1 protein-coding gene is annotated in these 18692 nt (G+C 68.3%); it reads right to left on the bottom strand.

The annotated features are described in order from the left end of the window. Positions 1-41: 41 nt before the first annotated feature. On the bottom strand, positions 42-16973 hold the full coding sequence (locus OG254_RS48690; RefSeq protein WP_405594605.1) for a protein-glutamine glutaminase family protein: 16932 nt from the start codon (positions 16971-16973) through the stop codon (positions 42-44). Between the last annotated feature and the right edge of the window lie 1719 nt (positions 16974-18692).

The raw sequence follows: 18692 nt of genomic DNA, 5'->3' as shown, positions 1-18692 counted from the left end.
AGCGGGCGTCCTGCGCCCAGAGCGATAAGTCGTCGAAGGTTTCAAGCAACCGGGCCATGTCGACGGTGTTGAGGTCCGCGGGAATGACCTGATGCTGCCCCCGGGGCGAAGCCCGGGGGCAGCAAGGTGTCAAGGCTGGGCAGACCGAGGTCGAGAGTCTCGAGCGCTGAGGCCGGAGCGGACGGAAGAACCGGGCCCTGCCGCGGGAGGGCCCGGCGGAGAACCTCGGCGAGAACCGGGTATGTGCTCACGTTGTCTTCTCGAAGCATCCAACCGTATGCGACCGAAGCCCAGAGGCTGCGGTCGTCAGGATTGGTCAATGCCGATGGATCGCGCACGATGTCCCAAATTCTTCTGATGGCGGCACGGCTAGCGGCTTCCCGCGCGTACGCGGCAAGCTCGTCGAGTCCAAGGTGAAATTGCTCGTGCGTCGCGCGGAGGGTCTGAGGAAAGAGGAGTGTGGGCAGCGGAAATTCGCTGGTGTGGGCCTCGGAGAGGACCACTATGGGGTTGCCAGTGGGGTACCCCGTGTCGTTGTCCCACCTGTCCGGGCGCATCATCTGATCCAGCTGGAAGAGCAGGAGGACGTCCTTCAGCGCCCTGGAGTGGCGTTCGTACGGCAGGTCCGTCCGAATGCCGATGGCCTCCAGCCACTCCTGTTCCGTCAGCGGTCCCAGGCCCAGGGCTGGATCGATCACCCGCACTGCGATGGAGCCGTCCGGTAGGCGTACTTTGACGGTCGGAGCGATGTGGTAATTCCAGGTAACTGGCTCGGGGCAATCGTTCGTGGCCAACAGGGCGTGGTGCGTACTGATGCGGAGAGAACGGGCCCCCCCAGCAGCCGAGATCTTCCCGATGGGCGCCCCCCACTGTTGCAGCTTCAATGCCATGACGTGCGCACGCAGATAGCAGCCCTCTTCAGGGTGGTCATGCGGCACCCTCAACGTGCCCAAGCGGTAATGGTGGTAGCGCAAGCGCTCCATCTCCTCGTACCAGAGGGCAGCCTGCTCCGTTGAGACCGGCTCGTCGTGAGGGTCGCCGAGAATATGGGCGACACGCCACTCCTGGCCCGGCGCCATCGACAGCAGAACGGCGCGCAGGTCACTGTGGTAGTTTTCGGCCCACGCGTCACTGACGGCCCAGAGGCTGGGCAGGCCACGGTCGAGACGGGCGAGCAACGCGAGGGCACCTTCGACGTTCCCCCTGTCGAGGTCATGTCGGAGACGGTTGGTGATCCTCTGCACCTCGTCCCGACGGTGCAGGGGCGCATCACCCGGTGTCGCGACGTTGGTGTTCTGGTGGGCGTCGAAGAAGAACGTACGTGCGTACCCGAGACGGCGCAGCGACTCCTGAACGTGGTCGTCGACAGATAGGCGTCGTTCGCTAATGGCCGAGTAGAGGAATCGGGCAGCCTTGACGCCAGTAAACAGCTCCACCTCCGCCTCGAACAGGGGGGTTGCCTCAGCACCGACCCAGTCTGCACGCCAAGCGAACAGCGCAATCAACTGCCTGGCATCGACAGGATCGGAGGCCATGAGAGTGGCGAACCGGCGCGCTGAGTCAAGCTCTATTTGCCGCTCCTGCGCGGGGGTCAAATAGCGCCGCACCTGCGTGGGGGGCAACTGCGGGTCGACCCCCTCCGGGCCCCCAGGCTTCTCCTCTGCGGATGGCAACGAGACGGGGTCGACCCACGTCTGTCGGAGGGTGACCGCCGGTGCGGCCGCGCGAGCTGCATCCCAGTCGGATGCGTCCTCGTCGCTATTTTCCGGCCCGACGTACTGGTCGACATCGTCGATGACGGCCCCGAGAAGCTGGAGGTGGCGGTCCCGCAGGCCGGCCTTGGGGAGATCATCGGGCGGGTCCTGACGGAAATCACCGAGCAGGCTGCCAGGGGCATGCGTACGAAGGGGGTTGGTGTTGTCGCGATTCTCGTCACGCAGAAAGAGCTGGTGGCCGAGTTCGTGAGCCAGTTCATCCGGGGTAGCGTCCGGCCACCAGGCACGCTGGCTCATCGGCTTGTCGTGCCCGACCAGGGTGACTGCCAGATCAGCGTCGGGCCCCACCGGGACGTGCTCCACGGTGACGTGCAGCCAGTCCCCGTTGGGCAAGCGGTGGCGAGGCATTGTCTCGCCTGACGGGGCCAGGGCGAAATTGTAGCGTTCGTCCGCGCCCTGCGCCAAATTCCTCAATACGGTCTTGGCCTCTGCCTCTGCCCGCTCGGAACCGTCGCCGTTGAAGGCGATTTTCACGGTCAGATCGGCGTACGGCTCGCCTCGGAAGACAAAACGGCGGACTTCGAAGGACGAGTGCACGACGAAACGTGGCCGACGGTCCAGCCCCACCAGCTTCCGTGCGCCTGACCAGCTTGCGTCCGAGGCGGAGCCGTGCGCAGAGCCGTCCGCACGCGGCACTAGTCCGAGGTCCTCGAGGCGGCCGCGGTCGTCGAACCGCAGCAGCCGTACGCCGCCGTCGGCATCGGCCAGCAGCAAGAGGTCGATCGGGGCTGCCAGGCTCTCGGCCACCTTCGCGACCGTGGCGACCGGATCGCCCCGGAACGACCGTGCGGCGGCCCGCAGCACGATCCGGGTCCCGCCGATCGGCTCCCCCGCCACAGCGGGCAGCAGCGCCTTGCTCAGCTCGTCGGCCTTGCCCACCTGGCGGCCTTCGGTCAGCTCCGAGACCAGGAACACCAGAGAGTTGGTGCCGTCGTCCTGGGGTTTGTAGGCCAGCATGTCCCATGCAGACGCCGCGCCGTGCGAGATGGATTTCATCGGATCGGACGCCATGGCCGCCGCTCCGGCGGCCCCGTACGCCGGTGGCGGGACAGCACGAGAGCGCAGCACGTCCACGTCCAGCGGCTGCCCCTGGGCGACCGCGTAGGCGGCGGCGTCGGTCACCGCGGTGATTTGAACGCCGCTCACCTCCGCCTCCGAGCCGAGCCCGAACACCTCCCGGACGTAGCTGTTGATCGCCAGAGGGGCGGTGAGGTGCGGGAACCGCTCCCGAGCCGGCCCGCTCAGTGCCCAAACCCCGGCCAGCCGGGCCAGGGCGGCGTCGTCGGGGACGGGCAGTTCGGAACCGAACAGCGCCCATGCGCTCCGTACCGTGTCGATGACCTGACGGCGCTTCTCCTCCGCGCTGCCCCCGGTCAGCCCCATAGCGGCGGCCAACTGGTCCGCCTGCTCGTCGGTCGGCCCTTGTGGCCGGTTGAAGCCAACCCTCGGCGCCCGAGACGAAGCTCCGATGCGGAATGCGTCGACCGTGAGGGGTGGAGGCGCTTCGCCCTCGGTGTTCGGTACGTCCTGAGTGGTCGGGCCGTCGGGGCGCGGCGAGACCGATCCGACGAGAAGGCGGTCGGCGTCGTGGATGAGGAGGGCGCGGGGCGCGGGCGGTGTGGTTCGGGCGTCGACGGGACACCGGTGGAGGGTCATTCGACCGTCCGGGCCCACCACGGCGACCTCGACGCCGAGTTCACGTGCTGCCACCTTCGGCAGCACGTCGAACCAGCCGTCGCCCGCGTGGCCGGAAACGGGATCCCGGAGCAGCAGACGCAATCGCTGGACAGGGCTCAGGTCCACGTCCGCGGCTGGGAGCATACCGCCGAGCAGGGCGCTCTGCGCACGTTGTGAGGCGGTCGGCTTCAGGCCGATCGCCTCCAGCAGGCTCAGCGGGATCGCGCGGTCGGCCGCCGGCGGGGGCGTCGTGTCTTCGGGCAGGTCGTCGTCGGTGACGTGCCGGTCCAGCCAGTCCCTGAAGTCGTCGGATGTGTTGATCCCGGCGTCCGCCAGTGCTCCGGGGGCAGCGTGCCGTATGGCGGACAGCAGGGTACCGACGAGCCGGTCCTCCCCGCCCAGCGACTCGTGCAGCGTGAAGGCGGTGCCGTCGAGTTCGGCGGTGTCAGCCCCAGAGCGCTGGTAGTCGCCGCGCGGCGCGGGCTCCTCGGACGCCGCGTCCGTTTCGGCCGGGGCCTCGACCGGGTGTGGGCGGGCGGCGAGAAATTCCTCTCCCCGCTCGTACAGCGTCACGGTGTCCTCGGGAGCAGCCGTGGCGTCGCCGAACGTATGGTAGGTGCCGTTCTCGTTCACCAACGTAAGCGTGATCCCCAGCACTTGGGCGGTCAGTTCCGCGGCAAGGGAGGCGGTGGCGGGGTCCCAACGACGGGCGGCGCGCAACTGCACGCGGAGAAGTGCTTCCTCGCATGCGCGGTCCCGCCGCACCGACTGGGGTATCCGCCCGCCGGTGCGCCGGATCTCCTTCCGCAGCTCGCGTCGCGCGTTCCCGTCGAGTTTGAGGGGGAGTTGCTCAAGCTCTTCCCAGCGGAAGACCGCTTGTGGGTCGAGGCGGGCCGTTGGGGGCAGCGGCGCCGCGTACACGCGGTCGGCCGTGCGGCTGGCTTCGGACGCGTTCAAAGGCACGTCAGCCTGCTCGTTGCCGCCCGGAACGCGCCGTCCAGCCTCGCTGTACGGCCGGCGTGCCAGGGCCGCGGTTCTCGTACGTGCAGCCGCGACGGCTGCGTAGAAGCGGTTGCCGTCGCCCTCGGGCTCGATCAGTTCGTATGTCCGCCCATCGGGCCCGGTGAGGGTGCGGTGGTCCTCCATGACGTCGAACCGTTGCCGGTCGGCGTCCTGTTCGGGCACCTGCCACGGCCCCGCCTCGAGCACCACGGGTTTCCCTAGCAGTTCCCGTTCCTCCAGGGCACGGCGCTCGGCCTCCGGCAGGTCCTTGGCCAACGCCGTCGGGGGGAACACCGACGGTTGCAGCAGGTGCTCGCGCTCGCCCTCGAAATCAGCCACAGCCTGCTTAACCACAGCCCGGGCCAGCCGATCCTCCAACTCGCCGATCCACGCCACCCGTTGCGCACGCTCTCGCCGTGCGGCCTCGAAGCGCATGGCCCTCTTGGCATACGCCGCGTAAGCCGCACGTGACGGCAGCAGAATGTAGGCGGGACGAACGGGCTGCTCCCGCTGCAAGGCCTCGATCTCACTATCGGCAGCCAGCCGCTGTTGCTCCAACTCCCGGCGCAGGGCCTCCACTTCACCGGGACGCACATCAACGACTTTGCCCCGTTCCAGATGCTCGGCCGCATCGCCCTCGAGCACGGACACGCCCTCTCGGATCGCCGCCCGCATACCCTCCCACGCCTCGACAGCGCCGGCCCGAGCCTGCGCGAGGTACGCCGCCTCGGCCCCAAGGAGCCGGGCCAGATCCTGCTTCCCCGCACCCCGGGCCTCGTCCACCTCACGCTGCTTGGCACGCAGCGCCTCCCCAAGCGCATGCACCTTCACCGCCTCACGCAGAGCCAGGTGCTGCGCCGGGACCTCGCCCGGCCAGATACCGCCGGGCGACTCCGCCTCGGCGGCCAACCGCCGTATGCCTTCATCGTCATACGGCGCAAGACCGCCGGGCACGCCCTCGCCCGTGCCAGCAACACCGAGGTCCGCCAGCGGGTACCCCGACTCCGACCCGGTCCCATCGTCGGGTTCCAAGGGAAGCGGCTTGCCCACACCATCACGGTCAGCAGGATCCCGCTGATACCACTCAAGCCACTCCTGGGCACGAAGCTTGGCCTCCTGGAACTTCCCTACGAGCCGGGCGTGCACATCCCGCAGACGAGCCCGCTCCACCTCATGCTCCACGAACCGCCGCGCAACGACCTCATAACCCTCCCTCCGCCGCTGCGCATCCGGCTCACGGAGAGCGGGATAGAAATCCTCGTAGTCACCCTCAACCGATTCCACGGCCGACCTATACGCCTTCCACGCCTCAACAACCCTCCCATCCAACTCCTTCACCCGGTCGAAGGCACCCGCAACCGCACCCGGGAACCGGTCACCATCGGGCGGTTCCGGCGGCGTCGGGGTCGCCGACCGAATCGGTACCGTCAGACGCACTCGGGACGGGTCCGCCGACAGCGTCCTGATGTGCTGTACTCGCGTGGGCTGTGAAGAGCGGCGAGGAATTCTGACCCGCGACCGCATCAACGAAGTGATGTCCGCCTCTATGGCTATTGTCGCGTCGAAGACGCTGTGAGCGCCGACCTCGGCAGAGCCGCTGGAGCCATCATCCCGGGCTATTGCCGACTCAGGCTCCGGGGCGGTATCGCCCCGATAGGTGACGGCTTGGCCGGGCACAACTCCCTTGATGCGGACCACCACGGTCTCCGTGGCAGTCCAGTCCTTTCGCTTCAACGCGACCAGGATGCCTTCGTTGAGCAACTCGTCTTTGCGGGACTGCAGGTTGTCCGGGGACAAGGCCGCGGTGATCTTCCGATAGTTGTCTCGTTGCCGGGCTCTCTCCGCTGTGCCCCAGACAACGCTCCGTGTTTCGTTCCCTGCACCGAAGCGTGGAAGGAAGCCCGCCAACCGCGGATTCCTGGCGAACTCCGATTCGATCTTCTCGGTGATCACAGCGGTGTCCACGCCGGACAGCTTGGCGCCGTTTGTCCCGGCACCCGATGGCAGCCGTCGCTCAAGACCCGCATGCTGTACGCCCGGCTTGGGCTGAGGTGCGCCATCCGGTAGCCCAAGTCCGAGCTCCGCCGCCTCCGTTGAATGCAGGCTGAGCCAAACCGTCAGCTCTCTTTCGGCCTTCGTTCGGCGCCCGGACCGCACCAGCACGTTGCGGGAACTCGCTCCCTCGACCTCCACTCGCAACCGCGCCTGGTAGAGGGTCCGGTCCGCGGCTGTGCGGACTGGAGCAAGTGAGAGATAGCCGGCGCGCATCCGGTAGCTCCCGCGCACGCTGCCGTCCGCGCTCTGCAGCTCCGGTGAGGCCACCCAACCGCCGCTGGGCAGAGCACGCGCAAGGTCGCGCAGCAGACCGTGATCCGACAGGGCCGCCTGCACGGTCTGTTCCCCCGGCGCCAAGGGCGCCGTCAGAGACAGGTCCAGCAGCGACCGCACGTCGCCGAAGAGGCTGTCCTTTCCGGCGCCCGTTCCTTCGACTGCGTGCAGTTCCACCGAGTCGGCAAGCCGGAGTCCGCGGGCTTCACGCTCGTTCAGGTCTGTTGGCCGGGTTGCGTTTTCCGGCGGCGAGGGCTTCGGGTACACCACCGCCACCTCTGCACGGCGCTGCGCGGCCGCTTCGGTGGAGCCGGCAGCCCGTATCCGGCCGGCGCTGAATTCGGACTTCGGGTCACCGATCTTGAAATCATCGAGGGTCAGGTGTGTAGCGCCGGACCTCACCTGCCCGTCCGGCTCGACCAAGCGCCGGTCCACGGTGCCATCCTGCCGGGTGACGTCCAGTCGCAGGTGTGCGTTCAGCTCGTGCGCGATGTCGCGGGCCAGGTGTACCGGGTCCAACCCCAACACCGGCACACCCTGTGGAAGCGGTGCGGGGGCGCCGGTCGGGTTGTCCGGGTTGAGCGCGTGGATCCGGTTGACCTCGTTGATGATCGAGGTGATGGCTTCCTCCGGCGTGCCGGCCAGAGTGCGGGGGAGGATCGTGGGATCCATCTCGCGGTACCACTCGTAGTGGAGCAGGCTGCGTGGGTTCTTGACGGCCGGATCGAACGTGCGAGCCGCCGCCAGATCCGCCCGCATGGTGCGCACCGCCCATTCCAGCACCGACCGGTAGGTCTTCTGGGCCAGGGCTGCCTGGTCGATTGTGAGCACCACCGGCCGGTCGCCGCCGGCCTGCGCGCGGATGTGCCGTACCAAGCCCTGGTACGTCTTGAAGGCATCCCAGTTGTCCTTTACCGCGTCGGCCAGCAGCGGACCGAGGTCGAAGCTGGGTGCTCCGTCGAACGGTGGCCACATATCCGCCGCCGCACGCGCCTTCGCGGGGGCCTCGTCCAGCTGGGCGCGCGCCGCCTCGAGCCGGGCGCGCAAATCCTCGACCTCTCCGGCGAACAGTTCGGCGTACACATCGCCGGTGATCGGGTCGCTCCGGAAGGTTCCGCGCGGCTCCGGGTCGCGCAACAGGTGGTGGTGGAAGAGCTCCGCCTCCAGGCGGGAGCGGACGCGTATGCGGACCAGGTACACCTGGCCCTGCTGCTTGATGTGCTGCTCGTCGCGGGAGTTCTCGGTGCCCGCGGACGCCTGTGCTGCGGAGGTCAGCCGGTTGGCGGGGTTGTTGCCGTCCATGGTGGTCGCGGGGTCGGTGTGGAGCTGGCCGTTGCCGGAGGGTGTCACGCCCGCCGTCATCTTCCGGTCGCTGGTCGAGGTGGCGGTCGTTCCGCTTTGCTGCTTGGCATAGCGGCCGGTGCCGGTCCACTCGACCGGTGAGAGCACCTCCATGTCGAACAGTTCAGCACGCCACCACAGGGTGGCCCGATCCGAGGAATGGCCGGGGAGGAAGACGCCGTCGGCCAGCCGGTGGCCCTGGGGCGCGGTCGCCTCGAAGAGGTGGTTGGTCAGATACGAGCGGGAGAGCAGCGTCGGAGAGACGAGGCTGGAGCGCACGGTGGGGCTGTTCGCCTGGGGGCCGACCATGTCGGCGAGCAGCCGCCGTGCGGCCGGGAGGGCATCGTCGAGGAGCACACCGGTGATGTAGCTGTCGCCGGGCAGTTGCGGTAGCGCGGTGAAGGCGCGGGGCAGGGCGGGGCCCTGATACGACCGGGACTCGGCGAGTCCGCGCGGCACCTGGAGCACCAGGGCGCCGGGCTCGGTCACCGTGTGCTCGGCGGCATGGCCCGACCACTGCAGGCGCCGGTCGTCCAGCAGGTTGTTCAGCGAGCGGCCGGCCATTTTGAGGAGCTTGACGTCGAACGAAGTGGTGATGGGGAAGGACGCGCGGTAGTGGCCGCTCCAGTCGTAGACCGTCTGCTCGGCGGTGCCGACGTCGGAGCGGGTGGTGCCCCGGTGATGTCCCTCAGCGGCGCTCAAGGCGCCGTTTCCGGCGGGGTGGCTGCCTGCGGCGGTGCCGGTGACTCCGACTGACTGCGAGCCGTCCCGGCTGTTGCCCGTACTGCGGCTGACATAGGCGTGGCCGTAGTTCTCCAACCCGGTGTTCGCGTAGAAGTCGCGCACCGTCGGCGTCGGTTCGACCTTGATGGTCAGGCGGGCTTCCACAATGTCCGCCAGCAGCCAGCCGACCGGGTTGACCAGGTAGAACGAGTGCCCGTTCAAGGAGATCAGGTCTTCGAGCATGGCCTGGTCGCGGCCCGGCGCCAGCAGGGCCTGCAGAGCGTTGACGCCGCCTTGCAGCCGGCCGATCTGGCGCTTGGGTCCCCCGTCCCCGATCCACAGCTCGGGTTCTGAGGCCAGCAGGCCCGGGGCGGCCTTGTCGATCTGCTCGCGGACGATGTCGAAGGTGGACTTGCCGCTGTTGTAGGTGAGGGAGTGCACCCCACTGTGGCCCAGCAGCACACCGCTGGGGTCCTTGCGGGTGAGGTACTCGGGCAGGGGGAGCTCGTCGCGGCGCTGCGCCGGGTCGTCGAGCTGCCGGCCGAACACCTCGGTGAACTTGGTACGCGCCTCGCTGTCCAGCACTGGCAGAGCGCCGATGTCGTGCAGTTTGTGCAGGGTGCGCGCCAGCGCATGCCGGGCCACCGTCTCGGGCAGGCTCCGCGCCTCGCGTGTCCAGCGGGCGAGTACCCCGGCCACGATGGTCCCGGGCAGCTGCAGCTCGGCAGCCTGCCAGCGGGCAAGCGCGTCCGCGAGCTTGTGGTCCGGGACCGGCAGGGTGCCCTGGGCGTAGTGGTGCAGCGCTTCCGGCTCGGGCAGCAGGTAGATCATGTCCCGGCCGTCCAGGGACTTGCGCTCACCATGCATGCTGGCCGGCACCAGTTTTCCGTGCTTCTCTACACGGCTGGTGAAGGTGAGGTCGACCTCGGTTCGGTAGGCGTAGACCCGGTTGAAGTCGAGCTGGATCAGTTCCTTGCCGCCGGTGGTGACGCGGCTGTCGGTGGTACTCCATCCCCAGCCACGGGAGGCGCTGACGCCTCCCGCGAGTGTGGCCGGGCCGGCTTCCCTACCGAGCAGCGCGTCCACTTGGGTCCAGGCGAAACCGGAGGACGAGGTGTGCGTGGTGCCCGCCTGCGCCAGCCACAGCTTGATGACACCGAGCACGAACTTGTCGTCTGTGGCCCCGACGTACTGCGACGGCCCCATCTTGCCGCGGATGTCCGCCGCGCCGAAGGTGTCCCGGAACATGCGGGACCTGAACGGCTGGTCGCTGGTGTAGGCGCCGTACAGGATCTCCTTGAGGTGCGCGCGCATCGCGATGGTGCCGGCGAAGGTGTTCAGCTCCTGGTCGGCCGCGCCCGCCGGGCCGGTGAAGTCTCTCAGCGTAGCGGTCGCCGTCTTCCGGGCACCGGTGGTGTCCAGGTAGTACACGGCCGCCTGGTCGAGTACCTCCCGCGGGGTCGGTTTCTCGGAGACCGGGCCGTCCTCGCTGCCGAGCGGCAGCACAAAGGCCTGCGCGCCCTGCGCCTCAAGGGTGAACGGTTCCGGGTCGCGCACCCCGGGGCGGATCCGGCCCTGCATTCCGGAGCGCTGGTACTCGATCTTCACCTGGTAGTCGCTGGTCAGCTGGACCTCGTCCACCCTGCCCGGGTACTCCAGCAGCTCCGGGCGGTTGTTGAGGAAGGTGACGAACTGGGAGGCGCTGATACCACGGTGCAGTTCGATGCCGGTTGTACCGCCCCGGAACGCCTCGAACAGCGCCCGGAACTTGAACCCCACCGCCAGCTTCTTGCCTCCTCCGGTGGACATGCCGGCGATGGCCATGCCCATGGCCAGGTTCACCGTATGGTACTCGTCCGTACTGCGCACAAAGCGGGACGGGGCCGCCTCGCTCTTGCGTGCGGTGATGGTGATCCGGGCGGAGTCCACATCCAGATCCACCCCGGCGAAGCCCCTGCGGTGGTGCAGGGTGAAGGCCAACCCGTCCTGGTGGGTCCCGTCGTAGTTCGACTCCAGACCTCGGCGGGAGACCTCCTTCCTCAGCAGCGCATCATTGTCGAGTTGGCTGTCGAGTGCGTTGCCGTGCTGCCACCACGCCCGGCTGCCGAAGGGATGCTCGGTGTCCGGGGGTAGGAAGCCGCGGGCGGTGAGGTTCTCGCGCAGCCAGCCGAGGATGTCGTCCACGGTCTGCTGCTCCACCTTCACCAGGCCCATGCCGATCCCCTTGCCCTTGGCGATGTGGGCGGGCACCGGCTTGCTGTCGGGGTCCTCCGGCCCGCGACCCGTGCCACGGACGGCGTTATGGGTGAACGGGACGCGGTCGAGCGGGCCCGGGTCGGTCTTGAGGGCGTCCCGGTCGACGGGGAAGCCGTGCCCAAACGCATCCGGCTCGGGCAGCCGGACCAGCGCCCGGTCCGGCACAGGCGCGGTGTCGACCGCGGCATCCCGTCCCCGGACGCTGACCTTGGCCCGGTGTTCGAAGCCGATCTGGTACCCCCCCGTGAAGCCGGTATAGCGGGGGACGATGACGTTCAGCGCATTGCGGCCCGCACTGAGGCCGTCGTGGTTCGTCCAGGTGGCGGACGCGTGGACGGTGGGCGCCACACCCAGCTCACTGCCGGGGACCAGATCGATGTCGGCTGAGGCCAACAGCGGGGTGAGCGTGGTGGAGTTGGTGATGGTGTGGCCGCCCGAGAAACCGTCGATCGCGGTCCGCACGTTCTCCACATGTGCCTTGTCGCTGGTCTCCCCGACCCGTTCGGCGGCATCCAGGCGCTGGGTGTGCAGCGCGACAGCCGCCACCGGACGGCCATGGCGGTTGTGCAGCGAGAACGTGTAGCCCCGGGCAGCGTCGTTGACCGCCTCGTCCAGGTGCGCGTCGAGATTCCACAGCTTCTGCTGCAGCTCGTCCCTGATGGTGCTGCCGATCGGCAGATCCAGTCCTTCGCTCTGAAGCTTGGTGACGATGGTGTCGAACAGCTTCGGCAGGCCGGTGAAACCGGAGGCGAAGTAGGTGTCCGGCAGCCGCTTCGCCAGGTCACCGACGTCGTCGGCGGTGACCTGCTCCGGCCGCCTCTTCCCGAGGTAGTGCTCGGGTACCCACAGCAGTAGCCGCTCGGTGCCCGGGTCCTCCAGCCGGTGCTCAGCGGTCTGCGCCCAGTGCTGGTCGCGTTTGCTGCGGATGCGGAACGACCAGTTCGGCTCATAGCTCAGCAGTGTCGAGTCGATCCGGTCATCCTCGACGTGCCCGGCCTCCACGTCCACGATGCGGGTGGTGGTCCGGTTGCTCTGGTTGGCTGTTCCCGAGATTCCCCCGCCCACCTTGACGACCTGGGCCACGGTGGAGGGCAGGCCGACGCCGACGGTCGCGGACAGCCCACCGCGCATCGCGCCGGTCTGCCCGGAATGCGTCTGGGCGTGCGCCCCGATGGCATAGACGGCGTTGATGCCCTGGTTGGCGTGGAACTTGTCGTCCCCAGGGAGCGACGACGCTGCCTGGTCGCCGGCGATCGCGGCGGACGGGTTGCGGACCTGACGGGGGCCGGCGGGGTTGAGGCTGACCAGCGCCTCCACCGGCCCGAGGGGGACCTGCATACCCCACGTACCGGAGGGGGCTTGCGGATCACCCACGAGATAGCGGTAGTTGCTGAGCAGCCGCTGCGACAGCGCCTCCCAAACCTGGTCACTGACGATGTGGCCGGCGGCCTCAACCTGTGAGCGGAGACTGCCGATCAGCTGCGACTTATACGGCAGCTCCGCCTTGGGTATCCCTATCGAGCGGATGGCAGGATGGGCGTCGACGGATTTGCCGAGGGACCAAGAGGCCCCGGGCGGGAACGGGAAGGCCTCATCACCCAGGGGCGTACCGGAGGTCTCCGAACTGGGCACGACGGTTGCGCCGGTGCCGTCGTCGCTTGCCAAGGGGGCCGCCGGGGTCACGGCGGTGGACGGCTGCTTCAGGTTGAGCGCGGTCTGCCGTGTCAGCTCTTCCTTGCTGGAGGTTTGCGGGATGCTCTGGTGCGTGGCGGCATAGTCTTTGGCCCCAGTCGCGGACTCGGCCAGGCCCGGCCGGGCGTCGTACACCCCCGGTACCGGCCGCTCGGTCCGCTGCCAGGCAGCCGGCCCCCCACCAGGCGCAACATCCGCCGCCACGCCACCAACGGGCCGGACTCCGGCGACCAGTCCCCGCGTGCGCTGCGTCCCATACTGCGTGGCCAGGTTCCGCGACAAGCCGGCCGCCACCTCGGCACCCTGAGTCAGATACGCATGCGCCACCAGCACCTTGAGCGCATTCAACAACGAGTTCCCCGCCGCCTCCCCACCAACCGACTCGATCCACACCGGCGCCTGATGATCCGCACTGATCCGCCCCCTAGCCCACCACACCACCTCCTCAAACCGCTTCGGAGTCAGCTTCTCCAACCTCGCAAGCGCCCTCTGCGACGACACCTGGTGCTCACTACTCAGATGCCACCGCCCGCCAACCCCCGACTCCACCAGCGACGATCCCCCCAATCCCCCCGATTCGGCCTCATGCGCCAAGTCCAGCTCGGTGAGCTCGGCGGCGTCCGAGAACGAGAGCCCGAACTGCCGGCCGGCGGCGTCGAGAACAGGGCGGGTCCGGACCTCAACGCGGTTGAACGACGCTCCCCCGGTAGGCGGTGCCGACTCATCGACCGGATACGGCTCCGCCTGGTCCTGTCCCTGGCTCTCACCGGCGGCAAGATGGTGGAAGGCGTCAGCCCAGAGCTGGCCGTGAGACCAACTCGCGGACTCCCTTGTGCCGGTGTCGAACGGCCTATTGCCCGCAACTGATCCTGGGCTGTCGGGCTCCGGGTCGGGTTGGTCTGCCGCGGGGTAGGCGTCGAGATAGACCGGTCGTCTAGCTCCGTCATCCCGGACAGCACCTTGGATGCTGACGGCACCTTGGATGCGGACGGGGGCGGAAGTACCGTCGGGATGGAAGGTGCCGACGATGCCATCGAAGAGATAGACGTCGGGGTTGTCCGGGTCGCGGGTGAGGGTGCCTCTTCTACGGGAGTCGCGGTACGCCTTGTCGATGGCTTCGAGCCGGTCCTGCAGGTCCCAGTCCTCGGGGAACATGCGGTGCTCGGCGACGCGGGGCACGGGTGCGGGATGTGGGGCATCGGCGGAGGGCAGGGGGATGAAGGCCGCAGGCTGGAAGTGGGTTCCATTCGGAAGGTGGCCATATGGGTCGCCGATGGTGTCGATCCTCGGAGGGGTCTTGCCGGGCTCTTGGTGGGAGAAGCCGACGAAGCCGCGCCGGCCGGTGGTCCAGTGGCCGAGAGAGATCCGGTCCAGCAGCGTGTGGGACACCTGGGGCAGCCGACGCTTAAGTCGCTTCTCTTCCCTGGGGGTCATGGGGACGGCCGGGGTGAGGGTCGGCGCGGTGATGTGGTCCTGGTCGGTGCTCGGGCGCAGGGCGGTCAGGGTGCCGTCCGGGGTGACCTCGCCCTCGATGCGGACCCCGTCGTACTCGCCGCGCCACAGCCACCCGGGACGGTGGGGCAGCGGGTAGACACCCAGGCCCCGGCCGGCCGAGGCGGTGGAGGGCGCTGAGACACGGACGGCGTGTTCGTAGGCGCGTGCGGCGGCGTAGAAGAGCTCTTCGCTGCTCCAGTGCCGCGGGAACATCATCCGGGTGGTAGTGGGAGGGGCATGGGGCAGGGCAAGGTCACCTGCCAGGGGCGGGAAGACCCTCGCGGCTGACCCGGACTCCAGGGGCGGGGCGGGGCTCCAGGTGCCGTCCGTGTCGCGGACCTCGAGGGTGGCGCGGTAGGTGCCGTTGGGTAGGAAGACCACAGGGTCGGTCTGCACGGTGCCGGGGGTGAGTCCGGGCACGATGTGGTGGATCAGACGGGGGGTGCGAGGGTGCACGCCCAGGACCTGCTCGCGCACGTGCAAGGGCACGGTCGCGGTCAGGGGCGGGGTCCCCTGCCCTGGGCCGACGGCGGCCGTGGAGGGGACGGCGGACTCGGTGACCGGCCGCGGCAGCACCGTGTCGTATCCCGCCCGGCCAAGCGCGCGGGCACTCTGCGCGGCAATACGCAGCAGATGACGCGGCTTGACACTCAGCGCCGGATGACTCTCCTCGAGCTCGGACATGCGGTTGAAGTCGGTGTCGTGCAGCTGCAGACCCTCGTAGGTGGACCGATACACCCCCGACATCAGGTTGTTGTCGCCGTAGACGGGCCGGAAGCCCTGGAAGAGCGCCTCCCGGTATTCGTCCCTCAGGTCGAGGGGGTTGTGACCGAACTCATGCGCTATGGCGTCCGGGAGGGTGTTCAAACCCCAGCGGCGGCTACTTTCCCGATCTACGTGCCGGTCTAGTTGGATGACCGTGTGCGCCAGGGCCTTCTTGGCCGGGTCGGAGATGAACTCCATCCGTACCCGCAGCAGATCCCCGCCAAGCAGCCGGTACCCGCGGTTCCACAATCGGTCCACGGCCGTGCGCGCACTGTCCTGCCGCTCCGCCAGCTCCTCCGAAGAGATACCGTCAGCCACATCCAGGTAGACCCTGACCGTCACCTCCCGGACCACGTCCAACTTGAGGCCAGCGCCGTCACCGTCCGCCACGATCAGCACGCGCTCCACGTGATACCCACTACCACCGCGGATTTTGTTGGGGCCGACACGCGTCATCACTCGAGGCGGTTCGATGTGTACCTCGGCGCTGCCCAGAACCTCTACCGCCCGGTAGCTGTCGGGCCACCTGCCCGCCTCGGCATTGGGAAGTGCGGTCCGCTCCCGGGCAGACGGATACGCGGCCTCCAACCCCCCGACCGGAACCACGCCCATCACCCGGGCGGAGCGGAACCTGACGGCAAACCGCTCCCCACCAGCAACCCGATCCCCCACCGCGGCGAGCCCACCCTGAAGTTCGCTCGTGCCGATCTCCGTCACCGGGCCGGACCCCAGATCCGACACCGGCACCACAGCCATCATCGGCTCACCGCCACGGGTGATGACCACGCGAGCCCCGCTCCCAACCAGCAACTCGACCTCACCCCACCGCAGAGGCGCCTCGGATTGCGCGACCTCGTAGAACCGGTCTGCCGCCCCAGCAGCCCCGCTCTCAGAGGAGCCCGCCTCGGACGGCCCCGCATCCCCCGGCTCCACCGACGACACCTCAGCGGGCGCCGACTTGTCAGAGGTGTTCGCGCTGTTCTGCCGTGGCGTGCTGCCGGGGTTCTCGGCCTGCCGGGTGGTGTCTGCGCTGGTGTCGGCGGGGGTGTCTGTTCCAGGATCGGGCGATGCCCCGATGGATGCATGGGCATCGCTGGATGCGGTGAAGTCCCGGAAGCCCTGCCACAGGTCCTTCTCAGCACGTGTCCTCGCGACCGGGTTGAGCCCCGGTGCAGGGTCGGGATCCGCGCCGTAGAGGCGCTCCAGCAGCCGGACCATCCGGGGATCTTCGTGGGTGCGGACCCAGCCGGCCCCGTTGTTCCGTGCCCTGCCGGTGTACGGGTCGTGGCCGTGGTTCGCGCCCAGGTACGCGGTGCTGGTCTGCGCGAAGAACTCCTCGGCGCTGAGCGAGGAGTAGTTGCCGGTCTCTGCTCCCTCGGTGCCCCGGCGGGGCCCATCCGCCCATCCGGTGTCCGGACCCGCCGCCAGCTTGTCCTCGAACTTCTCGCGCACGAGCTCGCGGTCCTGCTCGCTCAGCCCGAAGTACCAGACCAGGTGAGCCAGCTCGTGCGTCACGCTGGAGTAGCCGTCCGGGTAGAACGCAGACTCCCCGTCGACGTCGACCTTTGCCCTCTCGCCGAGCAGATTCTCCTCCGCGACCAGAACGAGCCGGGCATCCGGGTCGGTCACCCCACGCACCCCGCGCACCGGCCGCCCGTCCTGGGTCCGCAGCAGCCCGGCGTGGGCGGCATCCGTCAGGCCCGGCACCTCGCTGACCGTGACGGTGCGCGGAACGACCACGACCCGCACACCACTGCCCCGCACCCGTACCGCCGTCTCCGGATCCGCCAGTACACCCACCAGCCGACGGGTCAACTCCATCCGGGCAGCCACCGGACGACCCACCTGCTCCGGAACATCGATCAGGGACTGGGCAAGGCCCGTGACGGGAGAGGCAGGCAACGGCACATACCAGTCCACCCCCAGCCCATCCGGCGCCACCTCAGGCGGAACACCCACCCGCCTTGCGGGAGGAGCACCGTGAAGGCGACTCCCACCCGGCCCCCGCGGCATCCTGAAGTCCGGGTCATAGAACCTTGGGCCCAAGGCATCCACGATCGACGGCCTCCGGGACCGCCACCCGGTGGAACCAACCCCCCTCTCATCGTCACGAACACCAGTTGTCGACGACGGACGCCGAAGATCGTCAGGCCCCGGGAACCGCCCAGCCTGCCCACCACTCGCATCAAAGAAGGGACTCCCTCCCGGCACGCCACCCCACGGGCAGTCACGAGATCCCGGGAGCACCGGCCTACCCAGACGTCCGAGCAAGGAGATCGCAAAACCCTGAATCCCCAGCGGATCCGTCACCCCCCTATACCGGTTCCTATCGATATGGAACGCCAGTTGGCGGAGAGCCTTGTCAACGGCTGAGAGCTGATTGTACGGAGTGTTCAGATGGGGGGAGAATGGCACCCAAGAAGTCGAGGGAGGCTCGACGGCGACTGTCCAAGCTTCGCGAATTGCATCCTGACGATAATGCAGTGGGGTATTCATCCACACAAAGTCGATAGTGGAGTGGTGCTTTATCTCATATGGGTTCGGGCTCTCCTCTACGTTTGGGACAAGGGCCGGGTCGGCCTGTGCCCGTGCCGCTGTCGTGCTATGCGTTCCAGGCCGCACGGGCGGCACGCGTCGGACATTTCCGCCACTTGACTCACCCGGACTCGCGCGCCGCCCAGTCTCCATGGTGCCGTCAGGCCGCTGCGAGAACGGTCCGAAAGCAGACGCGGGATGAGAAGGCGTGCTCGCACGGGGAAGAACGGGAGGTGTTCCTGCGAGGGACGGCCTCGAAGACCTGGGGAATTGGCTGTCACCCCGCGCGCCCCGACCGGCGTCGAAGGGGGAAACGTACGCTGTCGTGCTCGGCGCAACGCCCACCGGCGGGGCCCAGGAGGGGCCCGTGCTGTTTACCCAACTCCGCACGGACGCCGGGCGCACACCGTCACTACTCAAACGCCGCGAACCCTCCCCGTCATCAAGCCGCCCGGAGAACGAGGGTCCGGCAAGAGCCCGAGGTCCAGAACCACTGCCCCCGCCGTAATGACCACCACTCGGAGAGCCGTAGCCGACCACCGCAGGAAGACCACTGACTGGCACCGGGAACACCCCCGAGGGGACCGGGGTATGCGGGCTACGCGTGGCACCGATGCCCGGAGACCCACCCCCAGCAACCGACCCCGGAGCCTCAGGGAACCCGTGGACACGGCGGTCGGGCGGCGGGGGGGCAGGAGGCAGGGCCTCCAGCCCAGACCACCACTTAACGCCTTCTGTGGGGATCGGGACTCCCCACTCATGCACTTCTGCCCGGAATTGCCACCCGTTCAACAGTTTTTCTATGACGTCTCGCGGAGTGTTTGGATACAAGCGGAGCTGCCAGACTATCCGCCGCGCGATCTGATCCTGACGATTCGGCAATTCCTTGAACGGCACATTGGCGTAAGCGCGGAAGTTTCCCTCTCGGTATTCCCGGTAGCTCCGAAATTCGTTGTAGGCGGCTACGAGCCGCTCATCTGTTTCGTTTGACCAATCGAAGCCCCCCCACGTCTTGGCACCCACTATATGGGCGCGTCTCCAAGATCTATCGTAATCCCAATCGGATACTCGCCCCTTGCCTCCGCCCGCCAGGCCAGTGGGTCG

This window comes from Streptomyces sp. NBC_01092, from assembly GCF_045039535.1.
Taxonomy (GTDB): domain Bacteria; phylum Actinomycetota; class Actinomycetes; order Streptomycetales; family Streptomycetaceae; genus Streptomyces.
Note: the sequence above shows the minus strand (reverse complement) of the source record. Positions and strands in the feature narration are given on the sequence as shown.